This is a genomic window from Thermus sp. H19.2 (genome assembly GCF_054979525.1).
Window position 1 is genome coordinate 2,160,014 of sequence record NZ_CM143429.1, and the last position, 19,407, is coordinate 2,179,420.

General features: G+C 68.7%; 19 protein-coding genes and 1 pseudogene. 13 read left to right on the top strand and 7 right to left on the bottom strand.

Annotated elements, in window-relative coordinates:
- The first annotated feature begins 42 nt into the window (after positions 1-42).
- From rlmB to ACY5J6_RS11740, 5 genes are read left to right on the top strand one after another with little or no spacing between them, the layout of a single operon-like run.
- Entirely contained in the window at positions 43-759 is a 717-nt protein-coding gene (gene rlmB, locus ACY5J6_RS11720; RefSeq protein WP_462845312.1) for a 23S rRNA (guanosine(2251)-2'-O)-methyltransferase RlmB, read from the top strand.
- 4 nt (positions 760-763) lie between these two features.
- Entirely contained in the window at positions 764-1,834 is a 1,071-nt protein-coding gene (locus tag ACY5J6_RS11725) for a M20 family metallopeptidase (RefSeq protein ID WP_462845313.1), read from the top strand.
- Complete coding sequence (locus ACY5J6_RS11730) at positions 1,819-2,055, top strand: putative signal transducing protein (protein ID WP_462845314.1); 237 nt, start codon at positions 1,819-1,821, stop codon at positions 2,053-2,055. Before ACY5J6_RS11725 ends, ACY5J6_RS11730 begins: the two co-directional genes overlap by 16 nt.
- Positions 2,052-2,960 (top strand): glucokinase, encoded by a 909-nt coding sequence (locus ACY5J6_RS11735; protein WP_462845315.1) that lies wholly within the window; start codon positions 2,052-2,054, stop codon positions 2,958-2,960. Before ACY5J6_RS11730 ends, ACY5J6_RS11735 begins: the two co-directional genes overlap by 4 nt.
- Complete coding sequence (locus ACY5J6_RS11740) at positions 2,947-3,159, top strand: DUF2905 family protein (protein ID WP_462845316.1); 213 nt, start codon at positions 2,947-2,949, stop codon at positions 3,157-3,159. Before ACY5J6_RS11735 ends, ACY5J6_RS11740 begins: the two co-directional genes overlap by 14 nt.
- On the opposite strand, the gene ACY5J6_RS11745 is transcribed toward ACY5J6_RS11740, so the two are convergent.
- A complete protein-coding gene (locus tag ACY5J6_RS11745) occupies positions 3,121-4,764 on the bottom strand; it encodes a hypothetical protein (RefSeq protein ID WP_462845317.1) in 1,644 nt (547 codons plus the stop codon). The genes ACY5J6_RS11740 and ACY5J6_RS11745 overlap by 39 nt on opposite strands.
- 155 nt (positions 4,765-4,919) lie before the next feature.
- Between ACY5J6_RS11745 and ACY5J6_RS11750 the strand changes: the two genes are divergently transcribed.
- The 6 genes from ACY5J6_RS11750 to ACY5J6_RS11775 are packed head-to-tail and all read left to right on the top strand — an operon-like array spanning position 4,920 to position 11,910.
- Positions 4,920-5,753 carry a hypothetical protein gene (locus ACY5J6_RS11750; RefSeq protein ID WP_462845318.1) on the top strand — a complete coding sequence of 278 codons (834 nt, stop codon included), beginning with the start codon at positions 4,920-4,922 and terminating at the stop codon, positions 5,751-5,753.
- A 50-nt stretch (positions 5,754-5,803) separates the two neighbouring features.
- Positions 5,804-6,643: a hypothetical protein gene (locus tag ACY5J6_RS11755; RefSeq protein ID WP_462845319.1), complete on the top strand. Its 840-nt coding sequence runs from the start codon at positions 5,804-5,806 to the stop codon at positions 6,641-6,643.
- A complete protein-coding gene (locus ACY5J6_RS11760) occupies positions 6,640-7,128 on the top strand; it encodes a hypothetical protein (protein ID WP_462845320.1) in 489 nt (162 codons plus the stop codon). The genes ACY5J6_RS11755 and ACY5J6_RS11760 overlap by 4 nt, the downstream gene beginning before the upstream one ends.
- Position 7,129: 1 nt before the next feature.
- Positions 7,130-10,234, top strand: coding sequence for a hypothetical protein (locus ACY5J6_RS11765; protein WP_462845321.1), 3,105 nt, complete (start codon positions 7,130-7,132; stop codon positions 10,232-10,234).
- 21 nt (positions 10,235-10,255) lie between these two features.
- On the top strand, positions 10,256-11,425 hold the full coding sequence (locus tag ACY5J6_RS11770; RefSeq protein ID WP_462845322.1) for a hypothetical protein: 1,170 nt from the start codon (positions 10,256-10,258) through the stop codon (positions 11,423-11,425).
- A gap of 53 nt (positions 11,426-11,478) precedes the next feature.
- Entirely contained in the window at positions 11,479-11,910 is a 432-nt protein-coding gene (locus tag ACY5J6_RS11775; RefSeq protein WP_462845323.1) for a hypothetical protein, read from the top strand.
- Positions 11,911-12,018: 108 nt separating this feature from the next.
- Here the strand turns inward: ACY5J6_RS11775 and folE are convergent, their stop codons facing one another.
- The 4 genes from folE to ACY5J6_RS11795 are packed head-to-tail and all read right to left on the bottom strand — an operon-like array spanning position 12,019 to position 14,573.
- Entirely contained in the window at positions 12,019-12,627 is a 609-nt protein-coding gene (gene folE, locus ACY5J6_RS11780; protein ID WP_054638682.1) for a GTP cyclohydrolase I FolE, read from the bottom strand.
- Between the two features lie 38 nt (positions 12,628-12,665).
- Positions 12,666-13,358, bottom strand: coding sequence for a gamma carbonic anhydrase family protein (locus tag ACY5J6_RS11785; RefSeq protein ID WP_462845324.1), 693 nt, complete (start codon positions 13,356-13,358; stop codon positions 12,666-12,668).
- The gene (locus tag ACY5J6_RS11790; protein WP_462845325.1) at positions 13,339-13,719 is read right to left on the bottom strand and encodes an NUDIX hydrolase; all 381 of its coding nucleotides are present in this window, start codon (positions 13,717-13,719) and stop codon (positions 13,339-13,341) included. Before ACY5J6_RS11790 ends, ACY5J6_RS11785 begins: the two co-directional genes overlap by 20 nt.
- The gene (locus tag ACY5J6_RS11795; protein WP_462845326.1) at positions 13,710-14,573 is read right to left on the bottom strand and encodes a DUF1028 domain-containing protein; all 864 of its coding nucleotides are present in this window, start codon (positions 14,571-14,573) and stop codon (positions 13,710-13,712) included. The genes ACY5J6_RS11790 and ACY5J6_RS11795 overlap by 10 nt, the downstream gene beginning before the upstream one ends.
- Positions 14,574-14,624: 51 nt before the next feature.
- Here ACY5J6_RS11795 and typA point away from each other — a divergent pair.
- A pseudogene (typA, locus tag ACY5J6_RS11800) lies at positions 14,625-16,387 on the top strand (translational GTPase TypA).
- A gap of 393 nt (positions 16,388-16,780) precedes the next feature.
- Here typA and ACY5J6_RS11805 read toward each other — a convergent pair.
- Positions 16,781-17,464 carry a hypothetical protein gene (locus ACY5J6_RS11805; protein ID WP_462845327.1) on the bottom strand — a complete coding sequence of 228 codons (684 nt, stop codon included), beginning with the start codon at positions 17,462-17,464 and terminating at the stop codon, positions 16,781-16,783.
- Positions 17,465-17,503: 39 nt separating this feature from the next.
- On the opposite strand from ACY5J6_RS11805, the gene ACY5J6_RS11810 reads away from it, so the two are divergent.
- On the top strand, positions 17,504-18,760 hold the full coding sequence (locus ACY5J6_RS11810; protein WP_462845328.1) for a replication-associated recombination protein A: 1,257 nt from the start codon (positions 17,504-17,506) through the stop codon (positions 18,758-18,760).
- Here the strand turns inward: ACY5J6_RS11810 and ACY5J6_RS11815 are convergent.
- A complete protein-coding gene (locus ACY5J6_RS11815; protein ID WP_462845329.1) occupies positions 18,711-19,280 on the bottom strand; it encodes a hypothetical protein in 570 nt (189 codons plus the stop codon). The genes ACY5J6_RS11810 and ACY5J6_RS11815 overlap by 50 nt on opposite strands.
- Positions 19,281-19,407: the final 127 nt, after the last annotated feature.

Here is a 19,407-nt window from a genome sequence, read left to right on the forward strand (position 1 = left end):
CCTTGGCTCCCATCATACGGCAAGGGGCTTTAGACTCGGGCCATGTGGATCTACGGCAGGAACCCGGTCCTCGAGGCCCTCAAGGCGGGCCAGGTGCGGCGGGTGCTGGTGGCCAAGGGGGTGGAAGGCTGGCTCCTTCGGGAGCTAAAGAGGCTGGGAGCGGACTACACCCTGGTGCCCCGCATCGAGCTGGACACCCTCCTCCGGACCACCCACCACCAGGGGGTGGCGGCGGAGGTGGAGGAACCCTCCTACGCCACCCTGGAAGACGCCCTCCGCCTGGCCGAGGCCCGGAAGGAGATGCCCCTTCTGGTGGCCCTGGACGGGATCACCGACCCCCGGAACTACGGGGCCATGATCCGGAGCGCCCTGGCCCTGGGGGCCCACGGGGTGGTCTCGGAGGAGCGCCGCTCGGCTCCCCTCTCCCCCCTGGCCCTGAAGGCCAGCGCGGGGGCCGCCCTCAAAATCCCGGTGGTCAAGGTGAAGAACCTCCCCCGGGCCCTAGGGGACCTCAAGGAGCGGGGCCTTTGGGTCTACGGCCTGGACGTGGGGGGAGAGAAAACCCCGGGGGCGCTGGACTTCAGGAGGCCCTTGGTCCTGGTGGTGGGCTCGGAGGGAGAAGGCATGCGAAGGCTGGTGCGGGAGGCCTGCGACGAGCTTTTCCGCATCCCCATCCGCCCTGAGGCCGAGTCCCTGAACGCCTCCGTGGCCCTGGGCATCGCCCTCTACCAGGCGGGCCTCGCCCGGGGTGTAGGATAGGGCCGTGGACTGGGTCAGGCTCCTCTCCCGCCTCCTCCAGGCGGAAAGCCTTCCCGGGCAGGAAGGGGAGGCGGCGGCCCTCCTCTTGGAAGCCCTCAAGGGGATGGGCCTCGAGGCCGGCCTGGACGAGGCAGGCAACGTGGAGGCCCTCCTGGGCGAAAAGGAGCCCGAGGTGGTCCTCACCGGGCACCTGGACGTGGTGCCCACAGGCGACCCCGCCCGCTGGCCCTACCCCCAGGGGGCCGTGGCCGAGGGGGCCCTCTGGGGCCGGGGGGCGGTGGACATGAAAGGCCCCCTGGTGGCCATGCTCCTGGCCCTGGAAGCCCTTTCCAAGAAACCCTTGAAGGGGCGGGTGCGCTTTTTGGCCGTGGTGCAGGAGGAGGTGGGGGGCCTGGGAAGCCGCTACGCCGCGGGGAGGCTTGCCCCCTTGGCCTTCGTCCTGGGGGAGCCCTCGAGGCGGAGGCTCATGCGGGGGCACAGGGGCCGGGCGGAGGTGTGGGCGGACTTCGAGGGGGAAGAGGCCCACGCCGCCCTCGCAGGGCCGGAAAACCCCCTCTTTGACCTGGCGGAATACCTCCTGGCCCTAAGGGAGCTTCCCCTCCCCCAAGGGGTGAAGCTCACCCCCACCCGGGTGGACACCTACCCCGGGGCCAGGAACCAGACCCCCGGGGTGGTGCGGCTCTACCTGGACGCCCGCTACGAGCCGGAGGCCGACTTAGACGGGCTTCTCGCCGCTTTGCGCACCCTGGGGCGGGCCTCGGTCTACGTGCCCGAGGAGGAGCGGGCCTCGGGGGAGGTGCGGATGACCCTCCCCGCCCTCTGGCCCCCCTACCGCCTCCCCGCGGACCACCCCCTCCTTCAGGCGGCCCTTGGGGCCCTGGGGCAGGAGGAGGCGGGCCTTTGGCCCTTCACCACCGACGCCCCCTACCTGGGGGCCAAGGCCCCGGTGCTGGGCTTTGGCCCCGGGGACCCCGCCCTAGCCCACACCCCCAAGGAGCACATTCCCCTGGCCGAGGTGGAGGCCGCAGGGAGGGAGTACGCCCTTCTGGTGGAGGCCTTATGGAACGCCGCCTAGTGGCCGGAACCCCCTACCTTAAGCTCCTCACCGCCCCCAGGCCCGTGGCCGAAGGGATCCGGGCCCGCCTGGAGGCCAAGGGCATCCCCGTGCTCTTGGAAACCCCCTTTGCCGGCCTCCCCGAGGCCGCCTTGGGCACCTACATGGGGGACGTGGCCCTCTTCGTGCCCCAGGCCCTTTGGGGCGAGGCCGAGGCCCTTTTGCGGGAGGAAGCCCCATGACCGTGGTGGGCCTGGACCTGGGGGGCACCAAGATCGCCGCCGGCGCCTTTGACGGGGAGAGGCTCCTTTCGGAGGTGGTCCTCCCCACCCCCAAGGAGGGCGGGATGGAGGTGGTGCGGGCCCTGGCGGAAGCGGCGCAAAAAGCGGAGGAGAAGGCGGGGGTGCGGGCGGAGGCCCTGGGCCTTGGCACCCCGGGGCCCTTGGACTTCCGGGAAGGGGTCATCCGCTTCACCCCCAACATCCCGGGGCTGAAGGACTTCCCCATCCGCCGCCTTCTGGAGGAGGCCACGGGGCGGCCCGTCTTCCTGGAAAACGACGCCAACGCCGCCGCCCTGGCCGAGCACCACCTGGGGGCGGGGAAGGGAGAGGAGAGCTCCCTCTACCTCACGGTCTCCACCGGCATCGGGGGGGGCGTGGTCCTGGGAGGGCGGGTGCTCCGGGGGGAAAGGGGCCAGGGAGGTGAGCTCGGCCACATGACCCTCCTTCCCGGGGGGCCCGCTTGCGGGTGCGGGCTGGAAGGCTGCCTCGAGGCCCTGGCCGCGGGCCGCGCCCTGGAGCGGGAAGCCGCCTACGCCTACCACCGCCTTGTGGACACCCGGGAGCTCTTCCGCCTCTTCCAAGAGGGGGACCCCAAGGCCCGGCGTCTCCTCCTGCAAGCCGCCCGCTACGTGGGGATAGGCCTCGCCAGCCTGGTGAAGGCCTTTGACCCCGGGGTGGTGGTGGTGGGCGGGGGCATCGCCCTGAACGCCCCCGAGGGCTACTGGGAAGCCCTGGAGGCCGCCTACCGCCACTACCTCCAGGGCTGGGAGGCCCCGCCCTTGCGCAAGGCCCTGCTGGGGGCCGAAGCGGGGCTTCTGGGGGCCGCCCTCACGGCCTTCTTGGAGGTGAAGGATGGAGGTGGGTAAGGTCCTGGTCTACGCCGGGCTTTTCCTGCTCCTCCTGGGGATCTTGCTCCTCTACTTCCCCAAACTCTTCACCTGGTTCGGCCACCTGCCGGGGGACATCCGCATAGAGCGGGAAGGCCTCAAGGTGTACCTTCCCCTTACCTCGTCCCTCCTCCTTTCCCTACTCCTTTCCCTCCTCCTCCATCTCTTCCGGCGTTAGGTCCAAGGCCTCCTCCGACCCGGGGCGGGGGAGAAAGCCCTTAAGGGTGAACTCCGCCACCCCCAGGCCAAAGAAGCGCAGGCTGAAGGGGCCCTGGGGCAGGAGGTAGCGGTGAAGAAAGGTCTTCTCCAGCCTCACGCAAGCCCTTCTTTTCAAGGTGCGCACCTCCAGGAAGAGCCCTAGGGCGTCCTGGGGGCTGTAGGCCTCTCCCCCAGCCTCCAGAAGCAGGGCCTCTTCCCCAGGCTCCAGCGCTAGGAAGGCCTCCTCTCCGGGCTCCAAAAGCGCCAGGGCAAAGCCTTTTCCCAGGGGCAGAAGGCCTTCCTGGACCCGAGGAAGCAACACCCGTTCCCGGCCCAATCCCAAGGGGACCCTTTTTGGACCCTCCCCTTGCAGGGCCTCGCGCAGAGGAAGGGAGAGTATGGACCCCACCTCCTCCCCCAGGGCCAGGCGGTGCAGGGCCTCTTCCCGGGGACGGCCCGAAAAGGCCAAGGCGGTGGCCGCCCGCTCGTGGAGCTCGTACCGCTGCCCCGGGGCCAGGGTAGCGTAAAGCAGCCTTCTTTCCGCCTCCTTGCTGAAGCGGTACCCCTCCCGGTAAGCCAGCCACCCCTTCCGCTCCAGCTCGTCCAGGTGGGGGAGGACCCCGAGGGCGTCCAAGACCTCCTCGGGTATGGGACCTGAGGCCACGGAAAGCCGCTCCAGAGCAAGCCGAGCGGGCTCGCTAAGCAGGCGGGTTTGCAGGCGAAGCTGGGCTAAGGGGCGCTTGGGGTCCTTGGGGCAGGCTTGCCAGTCAGGGATCCACTCCGGCTGGCCCCCGGCGAGGAAATAGGCTTGGGCCGCCTCCGGAAAGGCCACGCTGGCCAGCAGGCCCCTTCTGGCCTCGAGCCAGGTAAGGGGAGGCAGGTCCAGCACCCGGACCCGGTCGGCGGGGTACTGGGCCCGAAGCTCTAGGAAGAACCGGGGCTCCTCCCCGGGGTCCAGACGCAGGACCAGGAAGGCCCGGGAACGCAAAAGCTCCCTCACAGGCACCTGGGGATAAGGGGGGGCCAGGTAGACCAGGCCCTCCGGTCGGAGGGTCTCGTGAAAGGCCAGGCCCAGCACCCCCGCCAAGGCCCGGGCGAAGGCCCGCTGGCCACCCCCGAGCCGCCCCTTGAGCACCAGGAGAAAGGGTGGGCGCAGAGCGGAAAGGGTTTCCAGAAGCCGCTCCCGCCCCAGGGCCTCCGGCGAAACCCGGTAGCGCTCCCGCACCCCCAGCACCCAGTCCTGAAGTTCCCCCACCTCCTCCAGGCCCTCCAGGACTTCCCCCTCCCCTTGGGCCTCGAGGCGGACCCAATCCGGGAGAGCCAAGGGGTCCTGCCCCTTGGGGAAGACCTCCCACCCTAAGGCTTCCTTCAGGCGGTGGACCTCCACCCGGAGGTTCTGCAGGCTGGCCCCATGCCCATAAAGGAGTTCCGCCAGGTGGGCGCGGGTGGTGGGGCCCTCCAGGGCCAGGAAGTAGAGGAGGGCCAGGCCCTTCCTAGGCAGGCGCACCTCCCTCCCCTGGCGAAGGAGGCGGGGCCTGCCGAAAAGGGGCAGGGCGTGAAGGGGAACGTTAAAAGAGCGTGACAAGGAGTTACCTTCCTTGTCCCTAGGCTACCACATGGGGAAGGCTTGGGCCTAAGAAAGGCTCCTCTAAAGGTAACGCCCCCGTAACGACCTTAAGGGTACCGTGAGGACGTCCTCAGGAAGCCACCACTTCCTTAAGGGCGGATTAGGAGGGCATTATGCGTAAAGGCATTCTGGCAGCGGTATTGGCATTGACGCCCTTGGCTCTGGCCCAGGCGCCCACGGTCTCCCCCACCCAGGGCAACGGCCCCGACGCCTACGCCAAGGGGCAGGACTCGGCGGCGGTGAACCAGACCATTGAGCTCATCCTTCCCAAGGCCACGGCCCTTCACCTGGACGTGACCACCCTCACCTTTGACCTCACGGGGCTGGACGGGGCCCAGTGGCCCAACTCCACGCCGGACTTCGGAGGGAAGATGGTCTGCGTCTACGGGCTCAGGGACCAAGACGTGCAAACCCAGCTGGGGAACAACTTCTACAACCAAGTGCAGACCCTCCCCTTGGGTACCAGCTACAGCACGGCCACCTGGCCCAACATCGCCATCAACGGCGGCGGGGCCGTGACCGCCTACCCGCCCATCAAGCTGGACAAGAACGGGGAGCTGGTCCCGGGAAGCAAGAACTACTTCGTCTGCTACCGCACCTTCATCCTGCAGAAGTTCTCCAACGGCAAGCAGTGGCACCTGACCGTGAACCGCAACGACCCCCAGGACGCCCAGGGCATCCAGCACCTCTACATCCAGGACAACCCCTGCGACACCTTTGGGGCGGCCACGGGCCTCTACGAGCTTCCCAACGGGGCCACCCTGGAGCTCGTGCCCCGGAACCTGCAGGCCGGGCCCACGGGCACCCGCTCCGGCAACAACCCCGAGCGGTGCGGCTACAAGAGCTGGCTGGATGACCTGGTGGTGGTGGCCGTCAAGGTCAACAGCGACCTCTGGGGGAAGAGCACCGCCAACCTGACCTACACCCTCGCCACCACCGCCTGGTAGCGGGCTTGGAGCCTGGCCCCTATGGGCCAGGCTTCCCCTTTGGGAGAACCATGAAGCGAGCCCTTCCCCTTTTCCTCACCCTCGCCCTAAGCGCCCTGGCCCAAAGCACCCTGGGGGTGGAGCCCCCCGTCCTCCTCAAGGAGACCAAGCCGGGGGAAAGCCTCACCCAGACCCTCGTGGTCTACAACGTGGGCACCCGGCCGGTGCGGGTCCGGGTAAGCCTGGGGGACTGGACCTACGACCCCATGGGGAAGATTCAGTTCCTGCCGTTAGGCGCCCTCAAGGAGAGTGCGAGCCCCTGGACCACCTTCGCCCCGGCGGAGTTTTTGCTGGAGGCCAAGGCCTCCCGTCCCCTTACCTACACCCTCACCGTGCCCAAGGAAGCCGCCCCCGGCACCCACTGGGGGATTCTCTTTTTGGAGTCCGAGGACCCCAACCCCCCGCCCGGGGTACCCCTGGCCACCTTTAGGGTGCGCATGGCCCACGTCTTCTACGTGAACGTGCCGCCCCTAAAGACCTCGGGGCGCATCACCGGCATCGTGCCCAGCGCCCCCCAAAGGCCGGAAGACCCCTTCCGCTTCGCCCTGCAGTACCAAAACACCGGCAACACCGCCCAGAAGCTCTCGGGGCGCTTTGAGGTGCGGGACGCTTCGGGGCGGAAGGTGGCCCAGGTGGAGGTGGAGGAGGTGGTGGTCCTCCCGGGGCAGGTGCGGGTTCTGCCCGTCTCCCTGGTGGGGCCTTTGCCCGCGGGGAACTACACCGCCTTGGCCGTCCTCAACTACGGCGACCCCAACAAGGACGTGGCGGCGGACCTGCCCTTCGCCCTGCGCGTCCCCTTGGCCGCCCCGCCCGCCCCTCCCCAAGAAGGGGAGAAAGGAGGAACCCCATGAGAGCCCTTTTGGCTGGCCTCCTTCTTTGGCTAGCCCCCGCCGTGGCCCAGGCCACCTGGATCGTGCAGACCCTGATCCCGGAAACCATCGCCATCCGCACCCCCACCACCCAGATCGCCTTTGAGCTTAAGGACTACCCCCCCAAGGCCTTCCCCGCCACCTACCCCGCCAGCAACCTCGAGGGCGGCATCCTCCCGGTGCAGGTCTACTCCAACGCCCCCGGGGTATGGAGTCTCCTCCTCCAGATCCCCGACCTCCGGGATCCCAACGGAGAGGTCCTTTTGCCCGCAAGGCAGGTGCTTTACCGGGTCAACGGGGGGCTTTGGCTTCGGGCCGACGGCACCCCCCAGATCCTCTACACCCAAGCCGGTCCCACGGGGGACTGGCTGGAGATCCGCCTGGAGTTCGCCTTAGAGCTTCTCGGCAACGAGCGGGCCGGAAGTTACGTGGTCCAGGCTTTGGTCACCGCCTTGAGGCAGCCTTAAGATGCGCCTCCTCGCCCTTTCCCTCCTTCTGGGCCTGGCCCTGGCCCAGGTCCGCTTCCTGCCCGCCCCGGGCCTGGCGGGCGCCCCGGGGGAGTACCTCACCCTGAGCCTAAGGGCGGAGGGAAAGGGAAGCGTGCGCTTCCTCCTAACGCCCCCGGAGGGCTGGCAGGCCCTTTCCACCGAGCGGGTGGCGGTGCTGGAGGAAGGGCCGGAGGTCCTGAGCTTCACCCTTAGGGTGCCCCCTCTGCCCGCCGGCACCCGGGGTCTGGCCAGGGTGGTGGCCTACCAGGAGGGAAAGGAGGTGGCCCAGGCCGAGGTGGAGCTTCGCGTGCTCCCTCGCACGGAGATCGCCCTCTCGGCCCCCAACGGCCTCGAGGCCGAGCTGGGCGGCCCCTTCGAATTCCCCGCTTACGTCACCAACCGCTCCAACCAGCGGGAAGAGGTACTCTTGGAGGCCCAGGCGGCCATGGCCCAGATCTTCCTCACCCCGGCAAGCCTCAGCCTGGCCCCGGGGGAAACGGGGGTGGTGCGGGTCCTGGTAAACCCCGAGGGCCAGATCTCGGCGGGCTACCGTTTCTACCTCAAGCTCCGGGCCACCCCCAAAGGGGAGGCCGGGGCCCGGAAGGAAGCGGGGATCATCGTCCTCTTCAAGGACCCCCTCCTGGGCCAGGGCCGGGGCAAGGACCCTGAGCTTACCCTTGGCCTCGGCCTGGCCCTAAGCCTGGGGGGAAGCCTCACGGGAGGGCAGGTCCAAGGCCAGCTGGGCTACCAGGTGACCACCAACCTCACCGGAGCTCTCTCCGACTACGTGAGCGCCACCCTGGCCCCAAGCCCCCTAAGCGGGGACCTGCAAGACCCCTTGCGCCTTCCCCAAAGCCTCACCCTCAGCCTCAAGGGGGAGGGTTTTGAGGCCCGGGCCCAGGGAAGCGCGGGGGGGTTAAGCCTGGCGGGAAACCTCCGCTTGCAAAGCGTACGCCTGGGCCTTGAGGGAAGCTACCAGCCCCAGGCCCTGGGCCTGCGGGCCAGCGGGGTGAGCTTGGACAGGGGCCTGGACCTTCAGGGAAGCCTGAGCACCCAGGCCACGCCGGGCGGCCGGCAAGACGCCCTCAGCCTCCGCTACCGCCTGCCCCTGGAGGCGGGCCTAAGCCTGGGCCTGGGCACCGACCTCACGGGCCAGGCGGTGGGAGGCTACCTTCTTTCCTTTGGCCTGAGCCAGAGCCTTACCTGGCAGACGCAGGAGCTAGAGCTGGTGCAAAGCTATAGCGGCGTACCCCTTTCGGGCCTCCACGCCCTGGGCCTGGCGGGAGGCACCCGCAACCTCTACCCCCTGGGGCTCCGGGGAAGCACCAGCCTACAGCTGGGCTCTCCGGGGGGGCTTTGGCAGAACCAGCTCACCCTTTACTACCAGCCCCTGGCCGGGGCCTTTTTCAGCCTCACAGGAAGCTACCGCCAGCAAGGGGAAAACCGGGGGTTCGGCCTGGCCCCAAGCCTCAGCCTCAGCTTTGGGGAACCCGGGGTCTACTCGGGTAGCCTGGGACTTGGCTACGGCTTCCAGCGGGCCCTTTCCGGGGAAGCCCTGGAAAACCAGAGCTACCAGGGGAGCTTCTCCCTGGGCACCTCCGACCTGAGCCTCTCCGGCCTTCTGCGCTACATCAACCAGGCCACGCCCCTCTTAGAGGCCAGCCTTCTCCTGCGCTACGCCCTCCCGGGGGGAAGCCTCGAGGGTCGGTACCTCGCCAGGCAGGGCACGGATAAGGACCTCACCCTCTACGGCGCAGCCTGGAGCCAGCTTTGGCCGGGTAACCTGCAAAGCCGCCTCTTCTACGAGTACCGCCAGGAGGGGGAAGCCAACCAGCGGCTTGGCTTCTCCCTGTACCAAAGGAACTTCCTGGAACCAGGCCTGGCCCTGGGAGCCGGCTACACCCTCATCCTCCAAGGAGGGGAGGCCCGCCACGACTTTGGCCTCACCCTGGCCTACGCCCAGGCCCTCACCTTCACCACCCCCAAAGAGGTGGTGGACCTCTTCGGCGGGCGCAAAGGGGGGGATGTGGGGGGCGTGGCCTTCCGCGACGAGAACCTCAACGGGCGCCAGGACCCGGGGGAAGCCCCCTTGGCGGACCTTCGGGTGTGCCTAGGGAACTCCTGCGCGCTCACCGACGCCGAGGGGCGTTACCGCCTCCTGGCTCCCGTGGGCCCGGGACAGCTCCGCTTCCCCAACCTCCCGGCCACCCTGGCCCTGGTGGGAGAAGAAGCCCTGGAGGTCAAGCTCAACGCCCAGATCACCAAGCCCCTCCCCTTCGCCCCGGCCACGAGCCTGGCGGTGACGGTGGAGGACGCAGAAGTTGGGAAGGGACTAGCCTATGCCGGGGTCTGCGTCCAAGGGCCCGTAGCCCGGTGCACCCGGGCTGACGTAGACGGGAAGGCCGTCCTTAGCGGGCTTTTCGCCGGAACCTACCGGGTCTACCCCGACGCCCGCTACCTGCCCGAGGGGTACCGGGGGGTGGAGGCGGTGGAGGTGCGGGTGGGCCTCCAGGGACCCCCTCCTCCCGTGCGGGTGGCGGTGGCGCCGCCCCGGCGGGAGGTGGAGGTGACCTACACCGCCGAGCACCTGAGCCTGGTGGCCACCCTGGACCCCTCCGTCCCCATCGCCGGGGCCGAGGTGGAGGTAAAGGCCCTGGTCCAGGGCGAAGCTCAGGAAGTCTGGCTGGACCTCCCCACGGGGCCCGTCCCCCTCAAGCCCCAAGGGGGAAACTACTACACCGCCCGCCTACGCCTTCCCCTTTCCCCCGGCTTCCACACCCTCGTCGTACGGGCCCGGGGAAAGGAGGCAGCGGAAACCCCCCTTTTCCTCCAGACGGTGGCGGGCCCCCTTTATACCCCCAAGACCCTGGAGGGTCCCAAGGTGCACCTCACCCTGCGCTTCCGGGCCAGGGAAGTGGCCCTGAAAGGAGACGGCCGGTCCTTCGCCCTTCATAGCGAGGACGGCTACACCTGGACCGGGGAGGTAGCCCTAAGCCCCGGTCAACACACCCTTTTGGTGCTGGCCGACGGGGAGGCTTTGGGCTCAGTGGACCTGGGCTCCCCTCCGGAGAGCGCGAACCACTGATTCAGGAAAGGAAGGGATTTTATGCGGCATTGGTACGGCGTTCTTTTGGTCATCGGACTCCTTGCGGCCTGCTCCCAAAGCCCCCAAGGGGTGAAGCCGCAGGTAGCCGCAGGCCCTGCGGTCACCGTGGAGAAAACGGCGAACCCTAGCTTTACCCGCGCCTACACCTGGACCATCCAAAAGCGGGTCACCGACCCGGCCACGGGGTCTCTCCTCCTCGCCCCGGGGCAGTCCTACCTGGTGAGGTACGCGGTAGACCTGATGGGCACTCCCCAGGACAAGGACTTCAAGGTAGAAGGTACCGTCACCATCAAGAACACCGGGGTCGGAACCGTGGTGCTCCAGGCGCCCACCGACACCCTTTCCACGGGGGAAAGCGTGAACCTAAGTTGCGGGGTGAGCTTCCCCTACACGCTTCCCGAAGGGGCAAGCCTGGCCTGCACCTACAGCCAGGCCCTACCCGATGGACGAAGCAGGACCAACACCGTGGCCGTTCCCTGGGGCACCGACGGCGCCACCTTTCCCAACACTGCCTCGGCCGAGAAGGCCTTCAGCTTCACCACCCCCACCACGGTGGTGGACGGGGACGTCACCGTGAAAGACCCCTCGGCCACCCCTACCCAAGCCATCAGCGGCATCACCCCGGAGGGAGCCATCTCCCGGACCTACTTCTTTGAGCGCTGGGTACGCTTTGAAACTTGCGGGGAATACCAGGTGGAGAACACCGCCACCTTCACCACGAACACCACCCGCACCCAGGGGAGCGCCTCCGCCACGGTGGCGGTGTCCGTGCCCTGCCAGGGCGGCTGTACCCTCACCCAAGGCTACTGGAAGACCCACTCCTCCTATGGCCCCGCTCCCTACGACACCACCTGGGCCCAGATCGGCGAGAACACCCCCTTCTACCTCTCTGGCCAAAGCTACTACCGGGTCCTTTGGACCTCTCCTTCGGGGGGTAGTGCCTACTACATCCTGGCCCACCAGTTCATCGCCGCCAAGCTGAACCTCCTCAAAGGCGCCTCCTCCACCCCGGAGGTGGACGCAGCCTTAGCTTGGGCGCACGGGTTCTTTCAGACCTACAAGCCCAGCGATACCTTGAGCAAGACCCTGGCTAACCAGGCCAAGGCCTACGCCGCCACCCTGGACCAGTACAATAACGGCCTCATCGGCCCCGGACACTGCTCGGAGTAAGGACCAACCCCCGGGCAGCCCTACCCTGCCCGGGGGCCTCCAAGGAGGAAAAGATGCAAAGGACCCTTTTGCTCAGCCTGGTTCTCCTCGCCGCCTGCTCTGCGCCCCAAGGGATCCGGACCACGGGAAACCTCCGCATCCAGTCGGTCCAGCCCGACGTGGTGGCGGGGTGCACGGTGCGGGCAGGGGACTGGATGACCCTCAAGGGCAATGCCTTTGGCACCCAGGCCGACTGGGACACGGGGGTCAACCACGCCCTCTTTCCCCCGGAGCCCGGTCTTCCCGCCGAAAGCCCCGAGATCACCCGGGCGGAAAACCCCGCCACCCTCATGTTCCGCGTGCCCCAAGGGGCCCAAAGCGGCACCCTCCACCTGCACGTGGAGGGCGTGGGGGAAGCGGAGATCCCGGTCACCGTCCAGCAGGTGGCCCCCCAGATGGCGGTGCCGGGGTGCGAGGTGCCGGCACCTCCGCAAACCCCGGAGTAACGGCGAACCCCCCCCCAAGGCGGGGGGTTTCGTACCATCCCATGCTGGCTTGGGCCAGCATGGGGGGCCCGGTACCACGCTTGGGCTTAGGCGAAGGATTCACGCCAATCACTTGAGGTGGCTCAGGAACTCCTCCCGGGTCTTCTGGCTTTCCCGGAAAACCCCCAGCATGGCGCTGGTAAGGGTGCGGGAGTGTTGCTTCTCCACCCCCCGCATCATCATGCAGAGGTGGACCCCTTCCACCACCACCCCCACCCCCTGGGGCTTTAGGACCTCCTGGATGGCCTCGGCGATCTGGACCGCCAGGCGCTCTTGCACCTGGAGCCTGCGGGCGAACATGTCCACGATGCGGGCGAACTTGGAGAGGCCCAGGATCTTGCCGTCCGGGATGTAGCCGATGTGCACCTGGCCGAAGAAGGGAAGCAGGTGGTGCTCGCACATGGAGTAGAACTCTATGCCCTTCACCACCACCATCTCGCTTCCCTCGGCCTGGAAGACGGCCCCGTTCACGATCTCCTCGAGGCGCTGGCGGTAGCCCCGGGTGAGGAAGGCCCAGGCCTTGGCCACCCGCTCCGGGGTCTTCAAAAGGCCCTCCCGTCCAGGGTCTTCCCCGATGACCTGGAGCCACTCGGCGGAGAGGGCCTGAAGGCGCTCCAGATCCAGCTCGGTCTCAAAGGTCAGGCCGGTTTCCTCTATCTCCACCATCTTGCGCTCCATGATGCCCCCTGCGCTCCCCTTTCTATGTGGCCCCGGGCTCACTCCGGAACAACAAGCCCTTCCTGCAAAAGGGGCAAGGCCTCCTCCGGGCCCAGGGGAAAGCCCTGGGCAACCCGCCTCAGGGCCTCCAGGGCCTCCTTCTTGGTGCGCTTCAGGCGAAGGTGCACCTCGCTGAAGGGGTTCAGGGCGTCCTGGCCCCTTAGGGTGAGGCGGTAGCGCTTGGGAGGTTCCGCAGGGAAAAGGGCTTTCCGGTAGCGCTCGGCCAGGGCGCGGTAACGGGGAGCGTTTCCCGGAGGGTCCACGGGGCGCACCACCTTGGCCGGCACCCCTAGGGCCAGCATCCCCTCGGGGACCTCCATCCCCGCCGGCACCACCGCCCCCGCCCCCACCACGGCGTTTTTGCCGATGCGGGCCCCGTTCAGCACCACCGCCCCCATGCCGATGAGGGCTCCTTCCTCCACCACCGCCCCGTGGACCACCGCCCGGTGGCCCACGGTGACCTGGGGCCCGAGGAGGCAGGGAAAGCCGGGGTCGGCGTGGAGGACGGCCCCGTCCTGGACGTTGGCCCCGGGACCCACCACCACCCTTTCCAGGTCCCCCCGGACCACGGCGCCGAACCAGATGGAGGCTCCTTCCCCCACCTCCACCGCCCCCACCACGTAGGCCCCAGGGGCGATGAAGGCCGTGGGGTGGACCCTGGGAACCTTCTCCTCAAAGCGGTAGACGCTCAAGGGCCACCTCCAGAAGCCCCAGGTCCTCGGGGAAGGCCAGGAGGGCCCGGGCCTCCTCGGGGGAAAACCACCCCGCCCCGGTCATGCCCTCCTCCAGGCGGGGCGCCCCCTCCCCCCGCATGAGGAACCAGTGCACCTCCCGCTCCACCCCTCTGGGGTTCACGTAGCGGGTGGGGTAGAGAGGCAGGAGGACCTCGGCCCGGACCCCCGCCTCCTCCCAAACCTCCCGCGCCGCCGCCTCCTCCAGGCTCTCCCCCGGCTCCAGGTGGCCCTTGGGGAAGACCCAGAAGCCCATGCGGTCCCGGAGGAGGAGGACCTCCCGCTTGGCGTTAAAGACCACGCCCCCGGCCCCTAGCTCCATCCGTACCTCCCCTTGAGGTAGCTTAAGGTGGCCTCGTCCACCTCCGGCCCGCCCTGGTAGCGCTCCTCGAGGTTCTCCATGCCGATCAGGGCGAGAAAGGCGCGCTCCGTGGCCTCGTCAAAGACCCCGTGGACCTCCCCGGCGTAAAGCCCCTGGCGCCGGAGGACCCCCTGGAGCCAGCGCACTTCTTCCTCGGTGAGGGGGCGGCGCTCCTTGGGCCTCTCAAAGAGGAGGCGGTGGAGGGAGAGGAGCCGGAAGAGCTCGTCTATGGGCTCGAGGTGGTCGTCGGCCCGGAGGTCTATGTACCGGTCCCAAAGCCCCCCGTACCCCTTCCCCTCCCCCACCACCAAGAGGGCAGCGGACTGCTTTCCCCGCCTATCCCCCCCGGCCTCCTCCCCCGCCTTCAGGGCGAGGAGGAGGCGCTCGGGAAAAGGGGCCTTGGCGGTGAGGAAGGCCTCCGCCATGGCCTCCACCACCTCCCTTCCCGCAAGGAGGTTTCCCTGGGCGGCGAAGCCCTCCCCGGCGATCCCCCCGGCCCAAGGGTGGCACTCCCCTCCGGTGAAGGTGAGGCTTTCCCCCGTGGCCGCCACCAGGCCGAACTGCCGCTTTCCCAGATGGGGGTCGGTGCGGCGGAAGGCCTCCAGGACCCCTTCTGGGCTCGCCCCCGCCTCGAGCAAGGCTAGCCCCTGGGGCCCAAAGCGGGGGTTGGCGTAGGACTGGGTGGCGAGGACCCCCACCCCGGCCCGGGCGAAGGGCACCACCGCCCCCACCGCCAGGAACTTGCTGGCCACGGCCACGCCCAAATCCCCGGTTTCGGGATCCCGGGCCACCAGGGAAAAGGTCGCCACCCGCATACCCTTATCCTAAGGGCCTTCCCGTGGTAGAGTGGGGGGATTGGTGCGCCCATGGAGATTCGGAATATCGCCATCATCGCCCACGTGGACCACGGCAAAACCACCCTGGTGGACGCCATGCTCCGCCAGGCCAAGGCCCTCTCCAAAGAGGAGGGGGAACGGATCCTGGACTCCTCTGACCTGGAGAAGGAGCGGGGCATCACCATCCTGGCCAAAAACACCGCCGTGACGTGGAACGGGGTCAAGGTGAACATCGTGGGCACCCCCGGCCACGCCGACTTCGGGGGCGAGGTGGAGCGGGCCCTCTCCCTGGTGGACGGGGTCCTCCTCCTGGCGGACGCCGCCGAGGGCCCCATGCCCCAGACCCGCTTCGTCCTCAGGAAGGCCCTGGAGGCCGGCCTCAAGCCTCTGGTGGTCCTGAACAAGGTGGACAAGAAGGAGGCCCGCCCCGATGAGGTGCTGAGCCAGGTCTTTGACCTCATGGTGGCGCTTGGGGCCACGGAGGAGCAGCTGGACTTCCCTACCTCTACGCCATCGGACGCGAGGGGCGGGCCTGGCGGGAGGCCCCCAGGGAGGACCTCTCCGAGCTCTTCCAGGCCATCCTGGAGCACGTGCCCCCGCCCCAGGTCAGCGAGGGCCCCTTCCAGCTTCTGGTGGCCAACCTGGACCACTCCCCCTACCTGGGCCGGGTGGCCATCGGCAAGGTCTTCCGGGGACGGGTGCGCAAGGGGGAGGAGGTGGTCCTCCTCAAGGAGGAGGGCAGGGTGGCGGCCAGGGTGGCCGCCCTCTACACCCACGAGGGCCTGGAGCGGGTAGAGGTGGCGGAAAGCCTCCCCGGGGACATCGTGGCCCTGGCGGGCCTCGAGGGGGCGGAGATCGGGGACACCGTCGCCGCCAAGGAGGCCCCGGAGGCCCTGCCCCGCCTCCGGGTGGACGAGCCCACCGTGGCCCTCACCTTAAGCGCCAACACCTCCCCCTTCTCGGGGCGGGAGGGGAAACACGTCACCGGGCAGAAGCTAAAGGAAAGGCTTTTTAGAGAACTTCGCACCAACGTGGCCCTGCAGGTGGAGGAGGTGGCCCCCGAGGTCTTTGAGCTCAGGGGCCGGGGGGAGCTCCACCTGGCCATCCTCCTGGAGACCATGCGCCGGGAAGGGTACGAGTTCAGCGTGGGCCAGCCCCGGGTGCTCGTGAAAGACGGCCTCGAGCCCTACGAGCTCCTGGTGGTGGAGGTGCCCCAGGCCCGCTTCGGGGTGGTGATGGAAGCCCTGGGATTTCGGCGGGGGGAGCTTACCCACATGGAGGTGGGGGAAAGGGTGCGGGCGGAGTTCGTGGTCCCGGCCCGGGTCCTGTTTGGCTTCCGGAGCCTTTTCCTCTCCCTCACCGGGGGGGAGGGGGTTTTGAGCCACACCTTCCACGGCTACGGGCCCCAAGCTGGCCCCATCCCCACCCGCACCACGGGGAGCGCCGTGGCCATGGAGGCGGGGGTGGCCACCGCCTACAGCCTCCACCGCCTGCAGGAACGGGTGCAGTTCTTCATTGAGCCGGGCACCGAAGTCTACGTGGGTATGATCGTGGGGGAGCACGTGCGGGAAAACGACCTGGAGGTGAACGTCACCATCGCCAAAAAGCTCACCAACGTGCGCGCCGCGGGCTCCGACGAGAACCTCCGCCTCATCCCGCCAAGGAGGCTTTCCCTGGAGGAGGCCCTGGAGTTCTTGGCCGAGGATGAGCTCCTGGAGGTTACCCCCAAGGGCCTCCGCTTGCGCAAGAAGGTTCTGGACCCTTCCCAGAGGAAGCGCCTGGTGGGGAGGTAAAGGCTGGACCGAAGGCGGCCATTCGCCTTCGGTCCCGCGAGGGTTACGCTCTCCGGAAAGCTTTTCCGGGGCCCCATGCTGGCCCAAGCCAGCACGGGGTGGTATCACTCTTCTTCCCGTTCCCCGTAGGTTTCCAGGGCCTCCTGCCACGCCTGGCTGATCTCCTTGGCCTGTTCCATGGTGGACCTCCTAAGGCTAAGGGTAGGGCCTGGGGTGGAGGGAAAGGCCAAGGTAAGGGGGCTTCCCGTACACCCGCAAACGGTGTAGTCCCCGGGGGCTACACCGGACTCATACCCCTTTGGCGTGAATCCTTCGCCCAAGCCCAGGTACGGAAGCCCTGCGGGCCTTTTTGGCCGGGGCCCCCATGCTGGCGCAAGCCAGCATGGGGTGGTATCAGAACTGCAAGAGGGCCTCGGCCTCGAGGCGCGCCAGCACCCTCTCCAGGCTCCCCCCCTGCCAGCGCTCCACGGCGTAGGCGGAGAGGGGAAAGCGCTCCTTCAGGCGCCTCAAAAGCCCCAAGGCATCCTCCGGGCGGCCCGCCTGGAGGGCCAGGAGGTACCCCCCCTGAAGCCGGAAGGCCAGGTCCCCGCGGCGGAGCTCCTTTTCCAGGGCCTCCGGGGAGACGGCGGTGGCGAGGTAGACCAGGACCAAAGGCCGCCTCAGGGCCAGGCCCTCCAGGGCCCCCGCCAGGCGTAGGAGGTCCTCCCGCGTCCCCACCCCCGGCAGGGGGGGAAGGAGGGGGGCCTCTTGCCCCGTGCCCAAGAGGAAGGCCACCCCCAGGGCCACCGCCCCTAGCACCCCTCCCATGGCGGCGTACTCAGGGGCCCGGAGGCCGGTGAGGAGAAGGGCGCTTTCCAAGGAGAGCTGAAAGGCGAGAAGCCCAAGGCCCAAAACCAAGGAGAGCTGCACGGGAAAGGCCACGGGGAAGCGGGAATACAAGCTCCCCACCGCCGCCAAAAGCAGGGCGGCTAGCAGGAGGCCCAGGCCCCGCCCCACCTCCCCCAGGGGGTCCATCTTGGCCAAGGGGGTGAGCCCCAGGAGGAACAGGCCCCACGGCAAAAGGAAAAGCGCCCGCATTCCCTCCAAGCCTACCACAGGCCCCTTTACCATGGGGAGGTGGAGCCCCTGGCCGAGCGCCTCCGGCCCCAAACCCTGGACGAGGTCCTGGGCCAGCCCCACCTCACCGGCCCTCAGGGGCTTCTAAGGCGGATGCTGGAGGCGAAGCGGCTCTCCTCCATGGTCCTCTTCGGCCTCCCGGGCACGGGCAAGACCACCCTGGCCCGGCTCCTCGCCGAGGGGGTGGGAAAGCCCTTCCTCCGGCTCTCGGCGGTGGAGGCGGGGCTTAAGGAGGTGCGCCAGGCGGTGGAGAGGGCCAGGGCGGAAGGGGGCCTCGTCCTCTTCCTGGACGAGATCCACCGCTTCAACAAGGCCCAGCAGGACGCCCTCCTTCCCCACCTGGAGTCGGGCCTCCTCACCCTCATCGGGGCCACGGCGGAAAACCCGGCCTTCGCCCTCGTCCCCGCTCTCCGCTCCCGCCTCCGCTTCTTTCCCGTGAGGCCCCTCACCGAGGCCGATCTTCTCGCCCTCCTCAAGCGGGCCCTCGAGGACCCGAGGGGCCTCCCCGGCACGCCCTACCAGGAGGAGGCCCTAAGGCTCCTGGCAAGGGCGGCAGGGGGCGACGCCCGCTTCGCCCTGAACACCCTGGAGCTCGCCGCAAGCTTCGGCCAGGTGGACCTCAAAAGCGTGCGGGAGGCCCTGGGAGCGGAGCGCTTCGGCATGGACCGGGAAGGGGACCGCTTCTACGACCTGGTCTCCGCCCTCCACAAGTCCCTGCGGGGAAGCCACGTGGACGCCGCCCTCTACTACCTGGCGAGGCTCCTTCAGGGCGGGGCCGACCCCCGCTACCTGGCCCGCAGGCTCATCCGGGTGGCGGTGGAGGACGTGGGCCTCGCCGACCCCCTGGCCCTCCGCCTCGCCGTGGCCGCCAAGGAAGCCTACGAGGCCCTGGGAAGCCCGGAAGGGGAACTCGCCCTGGTGGAGGCCGCCGTCTACCTGGCCCTGGCCCCCAAGAGCCATAGCCTCTACGCCGCCTGGAAGAAGGCCCAAGAGGCGGCGGAGGCCCACCCCGAGGCCGAGGTCCCCCTGAACCTGAGAAACGCCCCCACCGGCCTCGCCCGGGCCCTGGGGCACGGGGAGGGCTACGCCTACTACCACGAGGACAAAGAAGGAAGCTTCGCCCAGCCGTACCTCCCCGAGGGCCTGGAAGGCCTCACCCTCTTTGAGGCCCTGGGGGAGGGGTGGGAGGAACGGGTGCGGGCAAGGCTCAAGGCGCTAAGGGAGAGGTTCCAAACCGCCAGGCGGCGGAAAGGCTGAGGAGCACTCCTGACCCCCCAAACCCGCCGAGGACGCCTATCTCCCCCAGCCATTCTCCGCCGTACATCCCCGCCGAAAGCTGGTAGGCCAAACCCCACTCCCGCCCCGGAACCCCCAGGAGATGGAGCCTGGGCGAGAGGTAGTACCCTCCCCCACCCAGGATGACCCCCCCGTCCAGGACCACGGGCACCCCCTGGCTCCAGTCCGCCCCCTCGCCGAAAGCGGGCGGGAGGGTGAGGCCCGCGTCCAGGGCCACCCCGGGGGCCAGGCCCACCTTAACCCCGCCCCGAAGGCCCCACTGGAGGGAGAGGTTGTACTCAAAGGTCCCGTCCCCCTGGGCAAAGGCCAGGTAGGGCAAGAGGAGGACGGGCTGCTGGCCGCCGAAGGGGTTCGACATCAGGGTCGCCCCCAGGGAAAACTCCGCCCCCCGGGTAGGCTCCGGGGGCCGTAGCATGGCCACGGGAAGGCAACCGGAAAGGGCCAGGACAAGCGCCAGCGCCAAGGCGCGCACGGCCTTCACCTCCTTTTCCTACGCCCCCAATATAAGCGCCCGCACGTTGGTTTCGCAACACGGGATGCCCGAAATGGGGCTAGGAGAGGGCCTTTTGGGGCCCCCACCGCGGCTTTCACCGCGGTGGGGTACTTGG